Origin of the sequence: Enterobacter cloacae complex sp. IR5402, from assembly GCF_049238125.1 — a bacterium.
GTDB lineage: Bacteria > Pseudomonadota > Gammaproteobacteria > Enterobacterales > Enterobacteriaceae > Enterobacter > Enterobacter hormaechei_C.
Genome location: NZ_JBMKHO010000006.1, coordinates 14,136 through 30,314 on the forward strand (window position 1 = coordinate 14,136; position 16,179 = coordinate 30,314).

The following is a 16,179-nucleotide window of genomic DNA, read 5'->3' on the forward strand; positions in this document are numbered from 1 at the left end:
GGCTTAGCGATCCCCAGAAATAAAAAAGGCCGGATAATCCGGCCTTTTAGCAACACTGATCTCTTACTTCTCGTTCAGACCGAGTTTTTTCTCCAGGTAGTGGATGTTAGTCCCACCATTCTGGAAGTGCTCGTCGCTCATAATGCGCATCTGGAGATCAACGTTGGTTTTGATCCCGTCGATGATCAGCTCCTGAAGGGCGTTCTTCATGCGGGCAATGGCCACGTCACGGTTTTCGCCGTAGCAGATCAGCTTACCGATCATTGAGTCATAGTACGGCGGTACGGTGTAACCGGCGTAGATATGGGACTCCCAGCGCACACCAAAGCCACCCGGCGCGTGGAAACGCGTGATTTTACCCGGGCTTGGCAGGAAGGTGTTCGGGTCTTCGGCGTTGATACGGCACTCTACCGCATGGCCTTTAACCACAACTTCTTCCTGTTTGATGGAAAGCGGCTGACCGGCTGCGATACGCAGCTGTTCTTTGATCAGGTCAACGCCGGTGATCATTTCGGTAACCGGGTGTTCAACCTGAATACGGGTGTTCATCTCAATGAAGTAGAACTCGCCGTTTTCGAACAGGAACTCAAAGGTACCCGCCCCGCGATAGCCGATATCGACACACGCTTTGGCGCAACGCTCACCGATGTAGCGACGCAGTTCCGGCGTAATGCCCGGCGCTGGCGCTTCTTCGACGACTTTCTGGTGACGACGCTGCATGGAGCAGTCACGTTCTGCCAGATAGATCGCGTTACCCTGACCGTCAGCCAGCACCTGAATTTCGATGTGGCGTGGGTTTTCCAGGTATTTTTCCATGTACACCATGTCATTGCTGAAAGCGGCTTTCGCTTCTGCTTTGGTCATGGAGATGGACTGTGCCAGTTCAGCATCGCTGCGCACAACGCGCATACCGCGACCGCCGCCGCCGCCGGACGCTTTGATGATCACCGGATAGCCAATGCGTTTAGCATGGGCGCGGTTAGCATCCATATCGTCGGTCAGCGGGCCGTCAGAGCCCGGTACGGTTGGCACGCCAGCTTTTTTCATCGCGGTGATGGCAGACACTTTGTCACCCATCAGGCGAATGGTGTCAGCTTTCGGGCCAATGAAGATAAAGCCAGAGCGTTCAACCTGCTCAGCAAAGTTGGCGTTCTCAGAGAGGAAACCATAACCCGGGTGAATCGCGACCGCGCCAGTGATTTCGGCGGCGCTGATGATCGCCGGGATGTTCAGATAGCTTTTTACGGACGGAGCCGGACCGATACAGACCGTCTCATCCGCCAGCAATACGTGTTTTAAATCGCGATCCGCGCTTGAATGCACGGCCACGGTCTTGATGCCCAGTTCTTTACAGGCACGAAGAATACGCAGTGCAATCTCGCCACGGTTGGCGATAACAATTTTATCCAGCATGTTCGCCTCGTTACTCGATGACGACCAGCGGCTCGTCAAATTCTACCGGCTGACCACTTTCGACCAGGATCGCTTTCACAGTACCTGATTTGTCTGCTTCGATCTGGTTCATCATTTTCATGGCTTCAACGATGCACAGGGTATCGCCTACGTTGACTTTCTGACCCACTTCGATGAACGCCTTCGCGTCCGGGCTCGGGGTGCGGTAGAAAGTACCAACCATTGGGGAACGTACGATGTGACCACTGATTTCTGTTGCAGCCGCAGGTGCCGCTTCTGCTGCCGCTGGCGCAACGGCTGCGGAGAGCGCAGGCTGCTGCACTGGCGCAGCATAAGCTTGCTGCATTACCGGGAAGCTAGCGGCTGGGGCTGCACGGCTGATGCGTACAGACTCTTCGCCTTCAGAAATTTCCAGTTCGGAGATGCCTGATTCTTCAACCAGCTCGATCAGTTTTTTAATCTTACGAATATCCATGAGTGGGTTCCGTACTCTTGTTTAGTGTGATTGTGACAAGCGTTTTACCGCTGTCTGTAAAGCGTATGAATAGCCGTCTGCACCCAGCCCACAAATCACGCCAGCGGCGATATCTGACAGGTAGGAGTGGTGGCGGAACGGCTCTCGGGCGTGCACGTTACTCAGGTGGATCTCGATAAACGGGATACTCACCGCGAGCAGTGCGTCGCGTATAGCAACACTGGTGTGCGTAAACGCGGCCGGATTGATCAGGATATAGTCCACAGTGTCTTTAGCCTGATGAATACGGTCGATGATTGCGTACTCCGCGTTAGACTGAAAATGGTCCAAATCCACATTCAGCGACGCTGCTTCCGTACTCAGACGGTTAACAATTTCGCTCAATGTTAGCGTGCCGTACTTCTCTGGCTCACGGGTGCCGAGCATGTTCAGGTTCGGTCCGTTTAAAACTAAAATTTGGAATTTATCAGCCATTATGCCGCTATCTCCTGCGATTTTCGGGTAAAAAACAACATATACCCTCAAAGCGCAATTGTCACCCTTTCAGAGGCCTAAAACCCCTGTCCGGAAAACCGAAGTCGCACATTATAACGATTTCGTAGCATTTGGCAGCTAAATACTGGTCTTATCAGGGAAGATTATCAACCGCTATCCGAAAAAGATTCGCGGTTGATAAATAATCTGCGGGAAAACGCACAGTTTCGTGAACTATCGCAACCACTGGCGGAACTTCTTGTAACGCCACGCTAAAAGGGCCAGGGCCAGCAGGGCGTAGATGACCGGCTGAGGGGATAAAATCTTCACCGACCACAGGTAATGAATAGGGGCGAGGATCGCGACAAGATAGACGAAGTTATGCAGTAGTTGCCAGCGTCGACCCAGTTTTCGCTGCGCATACTGCGTGGATGTCAGCGTCAGCGCCAGTAAAACCAGCCAGCTTACGATACCCAGCGTCAGATAGGGACGCGTCACCAGTTCGCTGCCAAGGAGTGCCAGGTTGTTAATGCCCAGTTCCAGCAGGGCGTAGCTGGTGAGATGCAGCGTTGCCCAGGCGAAACACCATAGCCCTAAAAGCCGACGGGTGCGTATCAATAATGGCTGTTTAGCGTAGCGCGCCAGCGGTGAGACGAGCAAGGTCGCCAGCAAAAATTTCAGAGCCATCCGACCCGTAAAATGCTGAATATCTTTCGCCGGATCGGCACTGAACTGTCCCTGGCTGGCTGCCCAGAAGAGCCAGATAAAGGGGAGCAATCCGGCTAAATGCAGGAGTACCTTCAGCCAGGTTATCTGCTTTGCCGTTAAACGCACTTAGAAGTTCTCCCGTAAGTTCAGACCACGGTAGAGGGATGCCACCTCGTCCGCATAGCCGTTAAACAGCAGCGTTGGCTGGCGTTTAACATCCAGCGCGCCGCCGGAACCGATAAAACGTTCTGTTGCCTGCGACCAGCGCGGATGGTCAACGTGCGGGTTAACGTTGGCAAAAAAACCATACTCGTCAGGCGCTGCCAGGTTCCAGGTGGTGGGGGGGCGTTCACGGGTGAGCTTAATGCTGACGATCGATTTGATGCCCTTGAAACCATATTTCCACGGTACGGTCAGGCGAATGGGCGCCCCGTTTTGCGGCGGCAGCGCTTTGCCATAAACCCCGACGGTGAGCAGCGTAAGCGGATGCATGGCTTCGTCGAGACGTAAACCTTCAACGTAGGGATACTCCAGCCCGCCGCCGATAAACCGATCCTTCTGGCCTGGCATCTCGTCCGGGGCATAGCGCGTCTGGAAAGAAACATACTTCGCGTTGCTGGTGGGCTCAACCAGCGCCAGCAGTTTATGCAAAGGGAAACCTACCCACGGCACCACCATCGACCAGGCTTCCACACAGCGCATACGGTAAATGCGTTCTTCAAGGGGGAAGCGGGTGGTGAGGTCATGATGATCCAGCGTCAGCGGTTTTGCCACCTCGCCATCTATCTTCAGCGTCCAGGGATCGGTTTTCATGCTCCCGGCGTTGGCGGCAGGATCGGCCTTATCAAGACCAAACTCATAGAAGTTGTTATAGCCGGTGACTTTATCTTCCGGCGTCAGCGTCAGTTTATTCTGCCACTGTGCCGGTTTGGTGAAGTCAAGCGGTGCGCCGGAGGGGGCTTTCGGGCGATCGTTGCCCTTAAACCAGTCGAGTAGATCGGCATGGGCCGCAGGGGTGAGCGTCAGGGCAGTGGCGCTGATGCCAAGCATTTTCAGGATCTGGCGGCGCTGTAGCATAAAGACAGATTCAGACGTTACGTCGGCTTCCGTCAGTTTTCGGGTTTTCATGGCATCCTCCGTCAGGCGTTTTTCTAAGCATGACGGAGGAGGAGGGTTAGCGCGAATATGTCACGAAAATTTGAAGATTAGGCGATTTTAACCAGCGCACGACCGTGGAACTGGTTGTCCATGATTTTATTGGCGAACTCTGGCGCCTGGCTCAGGGTAATCTCAGTGGCGCTCTGCTCATAGAATGAGGCTGGCAGATCCTGCACCAGACGTTCCCAGGCCTCAGCCCGCCGCTCGGCTGGGCTCATGACCGAATCGACACCCTGAAGACGCACGTTACGCAGAATAAATGGCATCACCGTCGTCGGCAGGGCAAAACCACCCGCCAGACCACAGGCTGCCACGCAGCCGCCGTAATTCATTTGCGCCAGCACCTTCGCCAGCACGTTGTCGCCGACGGTATCTACTGCGCCAGCCCAGACCTGTTTTTCCAGCGGACGGGTCTCGGCGAATTCGTCGCGGCTCAGAATACGGCTTGCGCCCAGCTGACGTAGATAATCATGCGTACTTTCGCGGCCAGAGACGGCGGCGACCTGATACCCCAGCTTGTGCAGCAGCGTGACGGCCGTGCTGCCCACGCCGCCGCTGGCGCCGGTGACGACAATTTCGCCCGAGTCAGGACGAATCCCGGCCTCTTCCAGCGCCATCACGCACAGCATGGCGGTGAAGCCTGCCGTGCCGATGATCATCGCCTTACGACCGTCCAGGCCTTTCGGCATCGGGACCAGCCAGTCACCTTTGACGCGCGCCTGTGCTGCCAGTCCGCCCCAGTGGTTTTCACCTACGCCCCAGCCGGTGAGCAGCACCTGCTGTCCGGCGTGAAAACGCGGATCTTCACTGGTATGCACGCGGCCTGCAAAGTCGATTCCTGGCACCATCGGGAAATTTCGGATGATTTTACCTTTTCCCGTAATCGCCAGTGCATCCTTATAGTTCAGGCTGGACCAGTCGATATCTACGGTCACGTCGCCCTCCGGCAGGCGGTTCTCCTCAATGGCTTGCACCGAGGCAACGGTTTTGCCGTCCTGCTGTTCTAAGATCAAAGCCTGCATACAGGGTCCTCACTAGGTTTGATGATGGGAAAATATGTCCTGATGACTATACTCGCTCAATGAAACGCAGTGCCGATTTAACGCAATAAATTGCCAGATACACCAGGTTTGGTAGTATGTCGCATTTAAAATGCAAGTTAGTGCTCACTTGCCCCCCTTCAACCCACGGAGTAATCTCAAGGATGCGATTAACGACGAAGTTCTCAGCTTTTATTACCTTGCTGACGGGGCTGACCATATTTGTCACGCTAATCGGCTGCTCGCTGAGCTTTTACAATGCCATCCAGGATAAGCTGGTTAACCGGGTTGAATCGGTTGCATCGGTTATCGACACTCGCCTGATAACGTCCTCCTTCCCGGCGCTTTCGCGTGAGCTGGATGAGTTAATGGTGCCTGTGGATATAGTGCAGATCGACATTAAACAGGGGAAGCAGACCGTTTTCAGCCATACCCGCCAGGGCAGCTATCGTCCTGCCGGCACGGTAGATCAGTATCGGGACGTCACGGTTAATTCACTTAAACATCCGGGTATGACAATTCATCTGATGTACCAGGATCCGATGAGCAACTATTTACGCTCGCTTATGACCACCGCGCCCTTAACCATCGCCGTTGCCTTTATCGTACTGCTGATTTTCCTCGCCGTTCGCTGGCAGCGTCGTCAACTTTCCGGCCAGGAACTGCTGGAAACACGCTCCGTGCGGATACTGAATGGCGAGCGGGGTCCGCAGGTGCGGGGATCGGTTTATGAATGGCCATCACGCACCAGTAGCGCCCTGGACGTGCTGCTCTCCGAAATCCAGTTTGCCAGCGATCAGCGTAGCCGTATGGACACGTTGATTCGCTCTTACGCCGCGCAGGATAACAAAACGGGCCTCAACAACCGTCTCTTCTTTGATAATCAGCTGGCTACGCTTCTTGATGACCCCGAAAAGGTGGGTACGCATGGCGTGGTAATGATGATTCGCCTGCCCGACTTTGATCTGCTCCGTGATACCTGGGGTCAGCGCGTGGCGGAAGAGAACCTCTTTACGCTGATTAACCTGCTGTCCACCTTTATTATGCGCTACCCCGGCGCGTTACTGGCACGCTACCACCGCAGCGACTTTGCCGTCTTGCTGCCGCATCGCACCTTAAAGGAATCCGAGAGTATCGCCAGTCAGCTGCTGAAAGCCGTCGATGCGCTGCCCCAGAGCAAAATGCTCGACAGAGACGACATGGTGCATATAGGCATCTGTGCCTGGCGCGGCGGTCAGTCGACGGAGCAGGTGATGGAACATGCGGAAGCGGCAACGCGTAACGCCGTATTGCAGGGGGCGAACGGCTGGGCGGTCTATGATGATACGCTGCCGGAGAAAGGGCGCGGCAACGTGCGCTGGCGAACCCTGATTGAACAGATGCTGAGCCGGGGCGGACCGCGCATCTATCAAAAACCGGCGGTCATGAAGAGTGGTCATGTCCATCATCGTGAGCTGATGTGCCGTATTTTTGATGGCACCGAAGAGGTTATCTCCGCGGAATATCTGCCCATGGTGTTGCAATTCGGATTGTCCGAAGAGTATGACCGTCAGCAAATCACCCGCCTCATTCCGTTTTTATCGTACTGGCCTGAAGAAAATCTGGCTTTACAGGTGACCGTCGAATCGCTGATCCGTCCGCGCTTCCAGCGCTGGTTACGTGACACGTTAATGCAATGCGAAAAATCGCAACGCAAACGCATTATTTTTGAACTTGCAGAGGCAGATGTAGGTCAACACATCAGCCGGTTGCGCCCGGTGGTGCGTTTAATCAATGCGCTTGGGGCTCGCGTGGCGGTAACCCAGGCGGGTCTGACGCTGGTGAGCACCAGCTGGATCAAAGAGCTGGATGTTGAATTATTGAAGCTGCATCCGGGTCTGGTAAGGAATATTGAAAAACGCACGGAAAACCAGCTGCTGGTACAAAGCCTGGTGGAAGCGTGCAAAGGAACGCAAACGCAAGTATTTGCCACAGGCGTACGTTCACGAAGTGAATGGCAGATGTTGACAGAGCGCGGCGTGACGGGCGGTCAGGGGGATTTTTTTGCCGCCTCTCAGCCGCTTGACACCAATGTGAAAAAATATTTGCAAAGATACTCTGTTTGACCTGCCGTTTACTTTGTTTTCACGTAGAATATCGCGCCTGTAGCTTTGAGTAAGACGAGCATAAAAGCCAGTGAACGACCTTTAATGGGTTACAAGTGAAAGTGAGGGACGCTGCTGTTTACTCAGCCCTGAGGGATTCAGGGGATGAATTTGTAACAAAGGAAACGTGCTGCACTAATTTTCACCGTAGCAGACGATTTTTGCGCCTTGTCGCTGCTGCGTGTGGTTGGTAAAGTAAGCGGATTTTGTTTTCCGCCCCAGCTTTCAGGATTATCCCTTAGTATGTTGAAAAAATTTCGTGGCATGTTTTCCAATGACCTGTCCATTGACCTGGGTACCGCGAATACCCTTATTTATGTAAAAGGACAAGGCATCGTATTGAATGAGCCTTCCGTTGTGGCCATTCGTCAGGATCGTGCCGGCTCGCCAAAAAGCGTGGCCGCAGTAGGTCATGATGCGAAGCAGATGCTGGGCCGTACGCCGGGCAACATCGCCGCGATCCGCCCAATGAAAGACGGCGTTATTGCTGACTTCTTCGTGACCGAAAAAATGCTTCAGCACTTCATCAAGCAGGTTCACAGCAACAGCTTCATGCGCCCAAGCCCGCGCGTGCTGGTGTGTGTGCCGGTTGGCGCGACCCAGGTTGAACGCCGTGCAATCCGTGAATCTGCTCAGGGTGCCGGTGCGCGTGAAGTCTTCCTGATTGAAGAACCGATGGCTGCGGCAATTGGTGCGGGTCTGCCGGTTTCTGAAGCAACCGGTTCTATGGTGGTGGATATCGGTGGCGGTACCACTGAAGTGGCCGTTATCTCCCTGAACGGCGTGGTGTACTCCTCTTCCGTGCGTATCGGCGGCGACCGTTTCGACGAAGCTATCATCAATTACGTTCGCCGTAACTACGGCTCTCTGATCGGTGAAGCGACCGCAGAGCGCATCAAGCACGAAATCGGTTCTGCCTACCCGGGTGATGAAGTGCGCGAGATCGAAGTTCGCGGTCGTAACCTGGCGGAAGGCGTGCCACGCGGATTCACCCTGAACTCCAACGAAATCCTGGAAGCGTTGCAGGAGCCACTGACCGGTATCGTGAGCGCGGTGATGGTTGCGCTGGAACAGTGCCCGCCAGAGCTAGCCTCCGATATTTCCGAGCGCGGTATGGTTCTGACCGGTGGTGGTGCGCTGCTGCGTAACCTCGACCGCCTGTTAATGGAAGAGACAGGTATTCCTGTCGTAGTTGCAGAAGATCCACTGACTTGCGTCGCCCGTGGTGGTGGCAAGGCGTTGGAAATGATCGACATGCACGGCGGCGACTTGTTTAGCGAAGAGTAGTCGGGTGTGAGAGGGTAGCAATTTGCTACCCTTTCTCTCTGACGCGAGAATACGCATAGCCTATGAAGCCAATTTTTAGCCGTGGCCCGTCGCTACAGTTTCGCCTGATCCTGGCGGTTCTGGTTGCGCTCGGGGTCATTATTGCCGATAGCCGCCTCGGTACGTTCAGCCAGATCCGAACGTACATGGATACCGCCGTCAGTCCTTTCTACTTTATTTCAAATGGTCCCCGTGAACTGCTCGACTCCGTGTCGCAAACGCTCTCATCGCGTGACCAGCTCGAACTCGAAAACCGTGCGTTACGCCAGGAACTGCTGCTGAAAAACAGCGAGCTGCTGATGCTGGGGCAATATAAGCAGGAAAACGCACGCCTGCGTGAACTGCTTGGCTCGCCGCTGCGCCAGGATGAACAGAAAATGGTCACCCAGGTGATCTCCACCGTAAACGATCCGTACAGCGATCAGGTGGTGATTGATAAAGGCAGCGTGAACGGCGTATACGAAGGTCAGCCTGTCATCAGCGATAAAGGCGTCGTGGGCCAGGTTGTGGCGGTTGCCAAACTGACCAGCCGCGTGCTGCTGATTTGCGATGCCACCCATGCACTGCCGATTCAGGTGCTGCGTAACGATATTCGCGTGATTGCCGCCGGTAACGGCTGCACGGACGATCTGCAACTGGAACATCTGCCCGCCAACACGGATATCCGCGTGGGCGACGTGCTAGTGACGTCCGGTCTGGGCGGTCGTTTCCCTGAGGGCTACCCGGTTGCGGTTGTCTCTTCCGTGAAGCTCGACACTCAGCGTGCCTACACCGTGATTCAGGCGCGTCCAACGGCCGGCTTGCAGCGTTTGCGCTACCTGCTGCTGCTATGGGGCGCCGATCGTAACGGAGCTAACCCGATGACCCCGGAAGATGTGCATCGCGTGGCGAATGAACGCCTGATGCAGATGATGCCGCAGGTACTGCCTGCGCCGGATGCGATGGGACCACCTGCACCCGTACCGGCTCCGGCGACGGGGTTAACGCAGCCGCTGCCGGATGCGCCGCCACCGCCGCAAGTCTCGGGTGGAGGGCAGTAGTGGCCAGTTATCGTAGCCAGGGGCGCTGGGTAATCTGGCTCTCATTCCTCGTTGCACTGTTGCTGCAAATTATGCCCTGGCCGGACGACATTCTTGTTTTCCGGCCAAACTGGGTATTGCTCATTTTGCTCTACTGGATCCTTGCCCTGCCGCACCGCGTAAATGTCGGCACAGGTTTTGTGATGGGTGCCATACTGGATCTTATCAGTGGCTCTACGCTTGGCGTCCGCGCCTTATCCATGAGCATTATTGCGTATCTCGTCGCACTCAAATTCCAGCTCTTTCGTAACCTTGCGCTCTGGCAACAGGCGCTGGTGGTGATGTTGTTGTCGCTCGCTGCGGATATCGTTGTTTTCTGGGCAGAGTTTTTAGTGATCAACGTCTCTTTCCGACCGGAAGTGTTCTGGAGTAGTGTAGTAAACGGTGTGCTCTGGCCGTGGCTGTTCCTGCTGATGCGTAAAATTCGCCAGCAGTTTGCCGTGCAATAAAAGGTTTCTATGACGTCTTTGTATCTTGCCTCCGGTTCTCCGCGTCGCCAGGAACTGCTCGCGCAGTTGGGTGTCTCCTTCGAACGCATCGTTACCGGTATTGAAGAAAAACGTGCTGAGGGTGAAAGCGCTCAGCAGTATGTCTCTCGTCTGGCGCGTGAAAAAGCGCAGGCGGGCGTGGCATGCGTGCCGCGTGACTTACCGGTGCTGGGTGCGGATACCATTGTCATTCTCAATGGTGAGGTGCTTGAGAAACCCCGCGACGCAGACCATGCGGCGCGGATGCTGCGTAACATGTCCGGACAAACCCATCAGGTGATGACGGCGGTAGCGCTGGCAGACAGCCAGTACGCTCTGGATTGCCTTGTGGTAACGGAAGTGACGTTCAGAGTCCTCACCGACGAGGAGATCGCCGGCTATATCGCCAGCGGTGAACCTATGGATAAAGCAGGTGCATACGGTATTCAAGGGTTGGGTGGCTGTTTTGTCAGGAAGATAAATGGCAGCTATCACGCCGTAGTCGGCTTACCGCTGGTGGAAACGTATGAGTTGCTGAGCAATTTTAACTCACTGCGTGAGGGAAGGGATAATTATGACGGCTGAATTGTTGGTAAACGTAACGCCATCGGAAACCCGTGTGGCCTACATTGATGGTGGCATTCTTCAGGAAATTCATATTGAGCGTGAAGCGCGACGCGGAATCGTAGGCAATATCTACAAAGGTCGTGTCAGTCGTGTCCTGCCGGGTATGCAGGCGGCTTTTGTAGATATTGGGCTCGATAAGGCGGCGTTTTTACATGCCTCCGATATCATGCCGCACACCGAATGTGTGGCAGGCGAAGAGCAAAAGCAGTTTGCCGTGCGCGACATCTCTGAGCTGGTGCGTCAGGGCCAGGATCTGATGGTGCAGGTGGTAAAAGATCCGCTGGGCACTAAAGGCGCGCGTCTGACCACCGACATCACCCTGCCTTCACGCTACCTGGTGTTTATGCCGGGGGCGTCGCACGTCGGCGTGTCACAGCGTATTGAGAGCGAAAGCGAGCGTGAGCGCCTGAAAAAGGTGGTCAGCGCCTACTGCGACGAGCAGGGCGGGTTTATTATCCGTACCGCGGCGGAAGGGATCAGCGAAGAAGATCTCGCCTCGGATGCGGCCTACCTGAAGCGCGTCTGGACCAAAGTGATGGAGCGTAAAAAACGCAACCAGACCCGCTACCGGCTGTACGGTGAGCTGGCGCTCGCTCAGCGCGTATTACGTGATTTCGCCGACGCCCAGCTTGACCGCATCCGCGTGGACTCCCGTCTGACGTACGAAGCCTTACTGGAGTTCACCGCCGAGTACATCCCGGAAATGCCGGGTCTGCTGGAGCATTACACCGGACGCCAGCCGATATTTGACCTCTATGACGTTGAAAACGAAATCCAGCGTGCGCTGGAGCGTAAGGTTGAGCTGAAATCGGGTGGCTATCTGATCATCGATCAAACCGAAGCGATGACCACCGTCGATATCAACACCGGCGCGTTTGTCGGCCATCGCAACCTCGATGACACCATCTTCAACACCAACATCGAAGCGACGCAGGCCATCGCGCGTCAGCTTCGCCTGCGTAATCTGGGCGGCATTATCATCATCGACTTTATCGATATGAATAATGAAGATCACCGCCGTCGCGTGTTGCACTCTTTGGAGCAGGCGCTGAGTAAGGACCGCGTGAAAACCAGCATCAATGGCTTCTCGCAGCTCGGTCTTGTGGAAATGACCCGGAAACGGACCCGCGAAAGCGTGGAACATGTCCTGTGTAATGAGTGTCCAACCTGCCATGGACGCGGAACGGTAAAGACGGTGGAGACGGTCTGCTACGAGATCATGCGTGAAATTGTCCGTGTCCATCATGCCTACGACTCAGACCGTTTTCTGGTCTATGCTTCCCCTGCGGTGGCGGAGGCCCTGAAAGGGGAAGAGTCGCACGCGCTGGCGGAAGTGGAAATCTTTGTCGGCAAACAGGTAAAAGTGCAAATTGAGCCGCTCTATAACCAGGAGCAGTTTGACGTCGTCATGATGTAAACGCAGTTCGCTGCGAGATTTAAGGCTGACAAGGAGAGACGCGTGAGGCGATTGCCGGGGATTTTACTGCTTACAGGGGCAACGCTGGTCGTGATTGTCGCGTTGCTCGTGAGCGGGCTGCGTCTCGCCTTGCCGCATCTGGACAGCTGGCGTCCGCAGATACTGGCAAAAATCGAATCCGCCACCGGCCTGCCGGTGGACGTGAGTCATATCGAGGCAAGCTGGCAGAACTTTGGCCCGACGCTAGATGCGCGGGATATCCGCGCCAGCCTGAAAGATGGCGGCCACCTCAAAATCAAACGCGTCACCCTGGCGCTGGATGTCTGGCAAAGCCTGCTGCATCTGCGCTGGCAGTTTCGCGATCTCACCTTCTGGCAACTTCAGCTGATGACTAACACGCCGCTGCAAAGCGGCGACAGCGATCGAGGGCTGGAAACCAGCCGTATCAGCGATCTGTTCCTGCGGCAGTTCGATCATTTCGATCTGCGCGACAGCGAAGTGAGCTTTATTACTCTTTCCGGTCAGCGCGCTGAGCTGGCGATCCCTCAGCTGACCTGGTTAAACGGGAAAGATCGCCACCGCGCCGAGGGGCAGGTGAATCTCTCCAGCCTGAACGGGCAGCACGGGGTTATGCAGGTGCGGATGGATCTGCGTGACGACAATGGCCTGCTGAACAACGGCAGGGTCTGGCTACAGGCGGACGACGTGGACGTGAAGCCGTGGCTCGGTGAGTTGCTACAGCAGAACATGCAGCTGGAGACCGCGCGCTTCAGCCTGGAAGGCTGGATGACGCTGACGAACGGGGCGTTCGCCAGCGGCGATATCTGGCTTAAGCAGGGGGGCGCGAGCTGGAAAGGGGAAAACCATCAGCATCAACTTTCCGTCGATAACCTCACCGCACACGTGACGCAGGATAAAGGCGGCTGGCAGTTCGCTATTCCGGATACGCGCATCTCCATGGATAACAAACCCTGGCCGCGCGGCGCGCTGACGCTGACGTGGATGCCGGAACAGGACGTCGGCGGGATAAACGGTAAACGCAGCGACGAGCTGCGTATCCGCGCCAGTAACCTGGATCTGACGGCGATCGAAGGGCTGCGTTCAATGGCCGCAAAACTTTCACCGGAGCTGGGCGAAATCTGGCTGGCGACGCAGCCGAGCGGGCAGATAAACCGGCTGGCGCTGGATATTCCGCTCCAGGCTACGGAAAAGACGCGTTTTCAGGCGGCATGGAAAAATCTCGCATGGAAACAGTGGAAATTGCTGCCGGGTGCCGAGCACTTCAGCGGTAAACTGGAAGGAAGCGTGGAAAACGGCAGGCTGACGGCAGAAATGCAGGACGCGAAAATGCCGTACGAAACGGTCTTCCGTGCGCCACTGGAGATCGAAAAGGGAAATGCCACTCTCAACTGGCTGAAGAATGACAAAGGTTTTCAGCTCGATGGCCGCGATATTGATGTAAAAGCCAAAGCGGTACATGCCCGCGGTAATTTCCGTTATCTACAGCCTGAAGGCGATGAGCCGTGGCTGGGTATTCTGGCGGGCATCAGCACAGATGACGGTTCGCAGGCGTGGCGCTACTTCCCGGAAAACCTGATGGGGAAAGCGCTGGTGGACTATCTCAGCGGCGCTATTCAGGGCGGCCAGGCGGATAACGCCACGCTGGTCTACGGCGGCAACCCGCACCTGTTCCCGTATAAGCACAACGAAGGCCAGTTCCAGGTTCTGGTGCCGCTACGCAACGCCACCTATGCCTTCCAGCCAGACTGGCCGGCGCTGAAGAATCTGGATATTGAACTCAACTTCCTGAATGACGGCTTGTGGATGAAGACGGACAGCGTCGCGCTGGGCGGCGTAACGGCAAGCAACCTGACGGCAAACATCCCGGATTATTCCAAAGAGAAGCTGCTGATTGATGCGGATATTAAGGGGCCGGGTAAAGCGGTTGGCCCGTACTTTGAAGATACGCCGCTGAATGACTCCCTGGCAGCCACCCTTCAGCAGTTGCAGTTAGATGGCGATGTGAATGCTCGCTTACATCTGGATATCCCGCTGGACGGTGAATTGACCACCGCCAAAGGCGACGTTCGCCTTAATAACAACAGCCTCTATATCAAGCCGCTGGACAGCACCCTGAAAAACCTCAGCGGTCAGTTCAGCTTTGTTAACGGCACGCTGAAAAGTGAGCCGCTGAAAGCGACCTGGTTCAATCAACCCGTTAATATCGATTTCTCCACCACCGAGGGCGATAAAGCCTACCAGGTGGCGGTCAATATGGACGCGAACTGGCAGCCGTCACGCATGGATGTTCTGCCGAAGCCGATTGAGAATGCGGTGGACGGTGCGGTGTCATGGAATGGCAAGGTCGCCATCGACCTGCCTTATCATGCCGGTGCGCGCTATAACGTCGACATTACGGGCGATCTAAAAAACCTCAGCAGCCAGCTTCCCGCGCCGCTGAATAAAAAAAGCGGTGAAGCATTGCCCGTCAACGTTAAGGTTGCGGGTAACCTTAACAGCTTCGATTTAACCGGAAACGCGGGCGGAACAAACCACTTCAACAGCCGCTGGCTGCTTAACCGCAAGCTGACGCTGGACAGGGCGATCTGGACGACGGACAGCCGTACCACGCCGCCGCTGCCGGAGCAGGCGGGCGTTGAACTGAATCTCCCGCCGATGGATGGCGCAGAGTGGCTGGCACTGTTCCAGAAAGGTGTCGGGCAAAACGTCGACCAAACGGCGCAGTTCCCGCAGTCCATTACCTTGCGCACGCCTGCGCTGACGCTGGGCGGGCAGCAGTGGAACAACCTGAGTATTGTCTCCCGGCCGACGGTAAACGGCTCAAAGGTCGAGGCGCAGGGGCGTGAGATCAACGGTTCGTTGATCATGCGCGATCACGCGCCATGGCAGGCGGCTATCCGTTATCTCTATTACAATCCGACCTTTACGGCGTCTAAAGCAGAGTCGACAAGCACTTCTCCTGTCAGTGGCAGTGGGACGTCGCGCGTGGATTTCAGCGGCTGGCCCGATCTCCAGCTGCGCTGCGCGGAGTGCTGGCTGTGGGGACAGAAATATGGCCGTATCGACGGTGATTTTGCCATTCAGGGAAATACGCTGAGCCTCTCTGGTGGGCTGGTGGATACCGGCTTTGGCCGCATGACTGCCGCGGGCGAATGGGTGAACAAACCGGGTGAACAACGCACCTCGCTGAAAGGCGATATTAAAGGCAATAAGCTGGACGCCGCGGCTAACTTCTTCGGCATTAGCACGCCGCTTCGCGGATCGTCCTTCGATGTGAATTACGATCTGCACTGGCGCGCTGCGCCGTGGACACCCGATGAAGCTTCGCTTAACGGCATCCTGAAAACCAACTTCGGTAAGGGTGAGATTGCCGACGTGAGCACGGGGCGCGCCGGGCAGATCCTGCGCCTGCTGAGTTTTGATGCGCTGCTGCGCAAGCTGCGCTTCGATTTCAGCGACACCTTCAGCGAAGGTTTCTACTACGATTCCATTCGCAGTACGGCGTGGATCAAAGACGGCGTTCTGCATACGGACGATACGCTGGTGGATGGCCTGGAAGCGGATATCGCCATGAAAGGCTCGGTCAACCTCGTGCGTCGCGAACTGGATATGGAAGCCGTGGTGGCGCCGGAAATATCCGCAAGCGTGGGCGTTGCGGCGGCCTTTGTGGTGAACCCGATTGTCGGTGCGGCGGTGTTTGCCGCCAGTAAAGTGCTGGGGCCGCTGTGGAGCAAGGTCTCTATTCTGCGCTATCGCATTACCGGTCCGGTCGATAAACCGCAGATTAACGAGGTGCTGCGCCAGCCGCGCAAAGAAGCACCGCAATGATT

13 protein-coding genes are annotated in these 16,179 nt (G+C 55.9%); 7 read left to right on the plus strand and 6 right to left on the minus strand.

Translation table 11 applies throughout. The features are described 5' to 3' along the window. Positions 1–63 precede the first annotated feature (63 nt). From accC to ACOTXL_RS12035, 6 genes are all read right to left on the minus strand, one after another. On the minus strand, positions 64–1,413 hold the full coding sequence (accC, locus tag ACOTXL_RS12010) for an acetyl-CoA carboxylase biotin carboxylase subunit (RefSeq protein ID WP_003860388.1): 1,350 nt from the start codon (positions 1,411–1,413) through the stop codon (positions 64–66). Between the two features lie 10 nt (positions 1,414–1,423). Further along, positions 1,424–1,888 carry an acetyl-CoA carboxylase biotin carboxyl carrier protein gene (gene accB, locus ACOTXL_RS12015; protein WP_003860389.1) on the minus strand — a complete coding sequence of 155 codons (465 nt, stop codon included), beginning with the start codon at positions 1,886–1,888 and terminating at the stop codon, positions 1,424–1,426. Positions 1,889–1,909: 21 nt separating this feature from the next. Then, complete coding sequence (gene aroQ, locus ACOTXL_RS12020) at positions 1,910–2,362, minus strand: type II 3-dehydroquinate dehydratase (protein WP_003860391.1); 453 nt, start codon at positions 2,360–2,362, stop codon at positions 1,910–1,912. A 234-nt stretch (positions 2,363–2,596) separates the two neighbouring features. Continuing rightward, positions 2,597–3,196, minus strand: a complete 600-nt coding sequence (gene msrQ, locus ACOTXL_RS12025; protein WP_003860393.1) for a protein-methionine-sulfoxide reductase heme-binding subunit MsrQ — start codon at positions 3,194–3,196, stop codon at positions 2,597–2,599. Continuing rightward, complete coding sequence (gene msrP, locus ACOTXL_RS12030; protein WP_003860395.1) at positions 3,197–4,198, minus strand: protein-methionine-sulfoxide reductase catalytic subunit MsrP; 1,002 nt, start codon at positions 4,196–4,198, stop codon at positions 3,197–3,199. Positions 4,199–4,275: 77 nt separating this feature from the next. After that, positions 4,276–5,250 (minus strand): MDR family oxidoreductase, encoded by a 975-nt coding sequence (locus ACOTXL_RS12035; protein WP_003860398.1) that lies wholly within the window; start codon positions 5,248–5,250, stop codon positions 4,276–4,278. A gap of 182 nt (positions 5,251–5,432) precedes the next feature. Between ACOTXL_RS12035 and csrD the strand changes: the two genes are divergently transcribed. The 7 genes from csrD (at position 5,433) to yhdP (ending at position 16,177) form a co-directional block, all read left to right on the plus strand. Continuing rightward, entirely contained in the window at positions 5,433–7,373 is a 1,941-nt protein-coding gene (gene csrD, locus ACOTXL_RS12040; RefSeq protein WP_003860399.1) for an RNase E specificity factor CsrD, read from the plus strand. A 282-nt stretch (positions 7,374–7,655) separates the two neighbouring features. Beyond that, complete coding sequence (gene mreB / locus ACOTXL_RS12045; protein WP_000913396.1) at positions 7,656–8,699, plus strand: rod shape-determining protein MreB; 1,044 nt, start codon at positions 7,656–7,658, stop codon at positions 8,697–8,699. A gap of 62 nt (positions 8,700–8,761) precedes the next feature. After that, positions 8,762–9,778, plus strand: coding sequence for a rod shape-determining protein MreC (gene mreC / locus ACOTXL_RS12050; RefSeq protein ID WP_003860400.1), 1,017 nt, complete (start codon positions 8,762–8,764; stop codon positions 9,776–9,778). Next, a complete protein-coding gene (mreD, locus tag ACOTXL_RS12055) occupies positions 9,778–10,266 on the plus strand; it encodes a rod shape-determining protein MreD (protein WP_003860402.1) in 489 nt (162 codons plus the stop codon). The genes mreC and mreD overlap by 1 nt, the downstream gene beginning before the upstream one ends. A gap of 9 nt (positions 10,267–10,275) precedes the next feature. Continuing rightward, positions 10,276–10,869, plus strand: a complete 594-nt coding sequence (locus ACOTXL_RS12060) for a Maf family protein (protein ID WP_032608002.1) — start codon at positions 10,276–10,278, stop codon at positions 10,867–10,869. Further along, on the plus strand, positions 10,859–12,328 hold the full coding sequence (rng, locus tag ACOTXL_RS12065; RefSeq protein WP_003860405.1) for a ribonuclease G: 1,470 nt from the start codon (positions 10,859–10,861) through the stop codon (positions 12,326–12,328). The genes ACOTXL_RS12060 and rng overlap by 11 nt, the downstream gene beginning before the upstream one ends. 42 nt (positions 12,329–12,370) lie before the next feature. Next, a complete protein-coding gene (gene yhdP / locus ACOTXL_RS12070) occupies positions 12,371–16,177 on the plus strand; it encodes an AsmA2 domain-containing protein YhdP (RefSeq protein WP_086531985.1) in 3,807 nt (1,268 codons plus the stop codon). Positions 16,178–16,179 lie beyond the last annotated feature (2 nt).

Excerpts from the sequence above, each read along its gene's own strand:
- msrP (WP_003860395.1), bottom strand. The coding sequence starts at position 4,198 with ATGAAAACCCGAAAACTGACGGAAGCCGACGTAACGTCTGAATCTGTC.
- ACOTXL_RS12035 (WP_003860398.1), bottom strand. The coding sequence starts at position 5,250 with ATGCAGGCTTTGATCTTAGAACAGCAGGACGGCAAAACCGTTGCCTCG.
- rng (WP_003860405.1), top strand. The coding sequence starts at position 10,859 with ATGACGGCTGAATTGTTGGTAAACGTAACGCCATCGGAAACCCGTGTG.
- mreB (WP_000913396.1), top strand. The coding sequence starts at position 7,656 with ATGTTGAAAAAATTTCGTGGCATGTTTTCCAATGACCTGTCCATTGAC.
- accB (WP_003860389.1), bottom strand. The coding sequence starts at position 1,888 with ATGGATATTCGTAAGATTAAAAAACTGATCGAGCTGGTTGAAGAATCA.
- aroQ (WP_003860391.1), bottom strand. The coding sequence starts at position 2,362 with ATGGCTGATAAATTCCAAATTTTAGTTTTAAACGGACCGAACCTGAAC.
- mreC (WP_003860400.1), top strand. The coding sequence starts at position 8,762 with ATGAAGCCAATTTTTAGCCGTGGCCCGTCGCTACAGTTTCGCCTGATC.
- ACOTXL_RS12060 (WP_032608002.1), top strand. The coding sequence starts at position 10,276 with ATGACGTCTTTGTATCTTGCCTCCGGTTCTCCGCGTCGCCAGGAACTG.
- accC (WP_003860388.1), bottom strand. The coding sequence starts at position 1,413 with ATGCTGGATAAAATTGTTATCGCCAACCGTGGCGAGATTGCACTGCGT.
- csrD (WP_003860399.1), top strand. The coding sequence starts at position 5,433 with ATGCGATTAACGACGAAGTTCTCAGCTTTTATTACCTTGCTGACGGGG.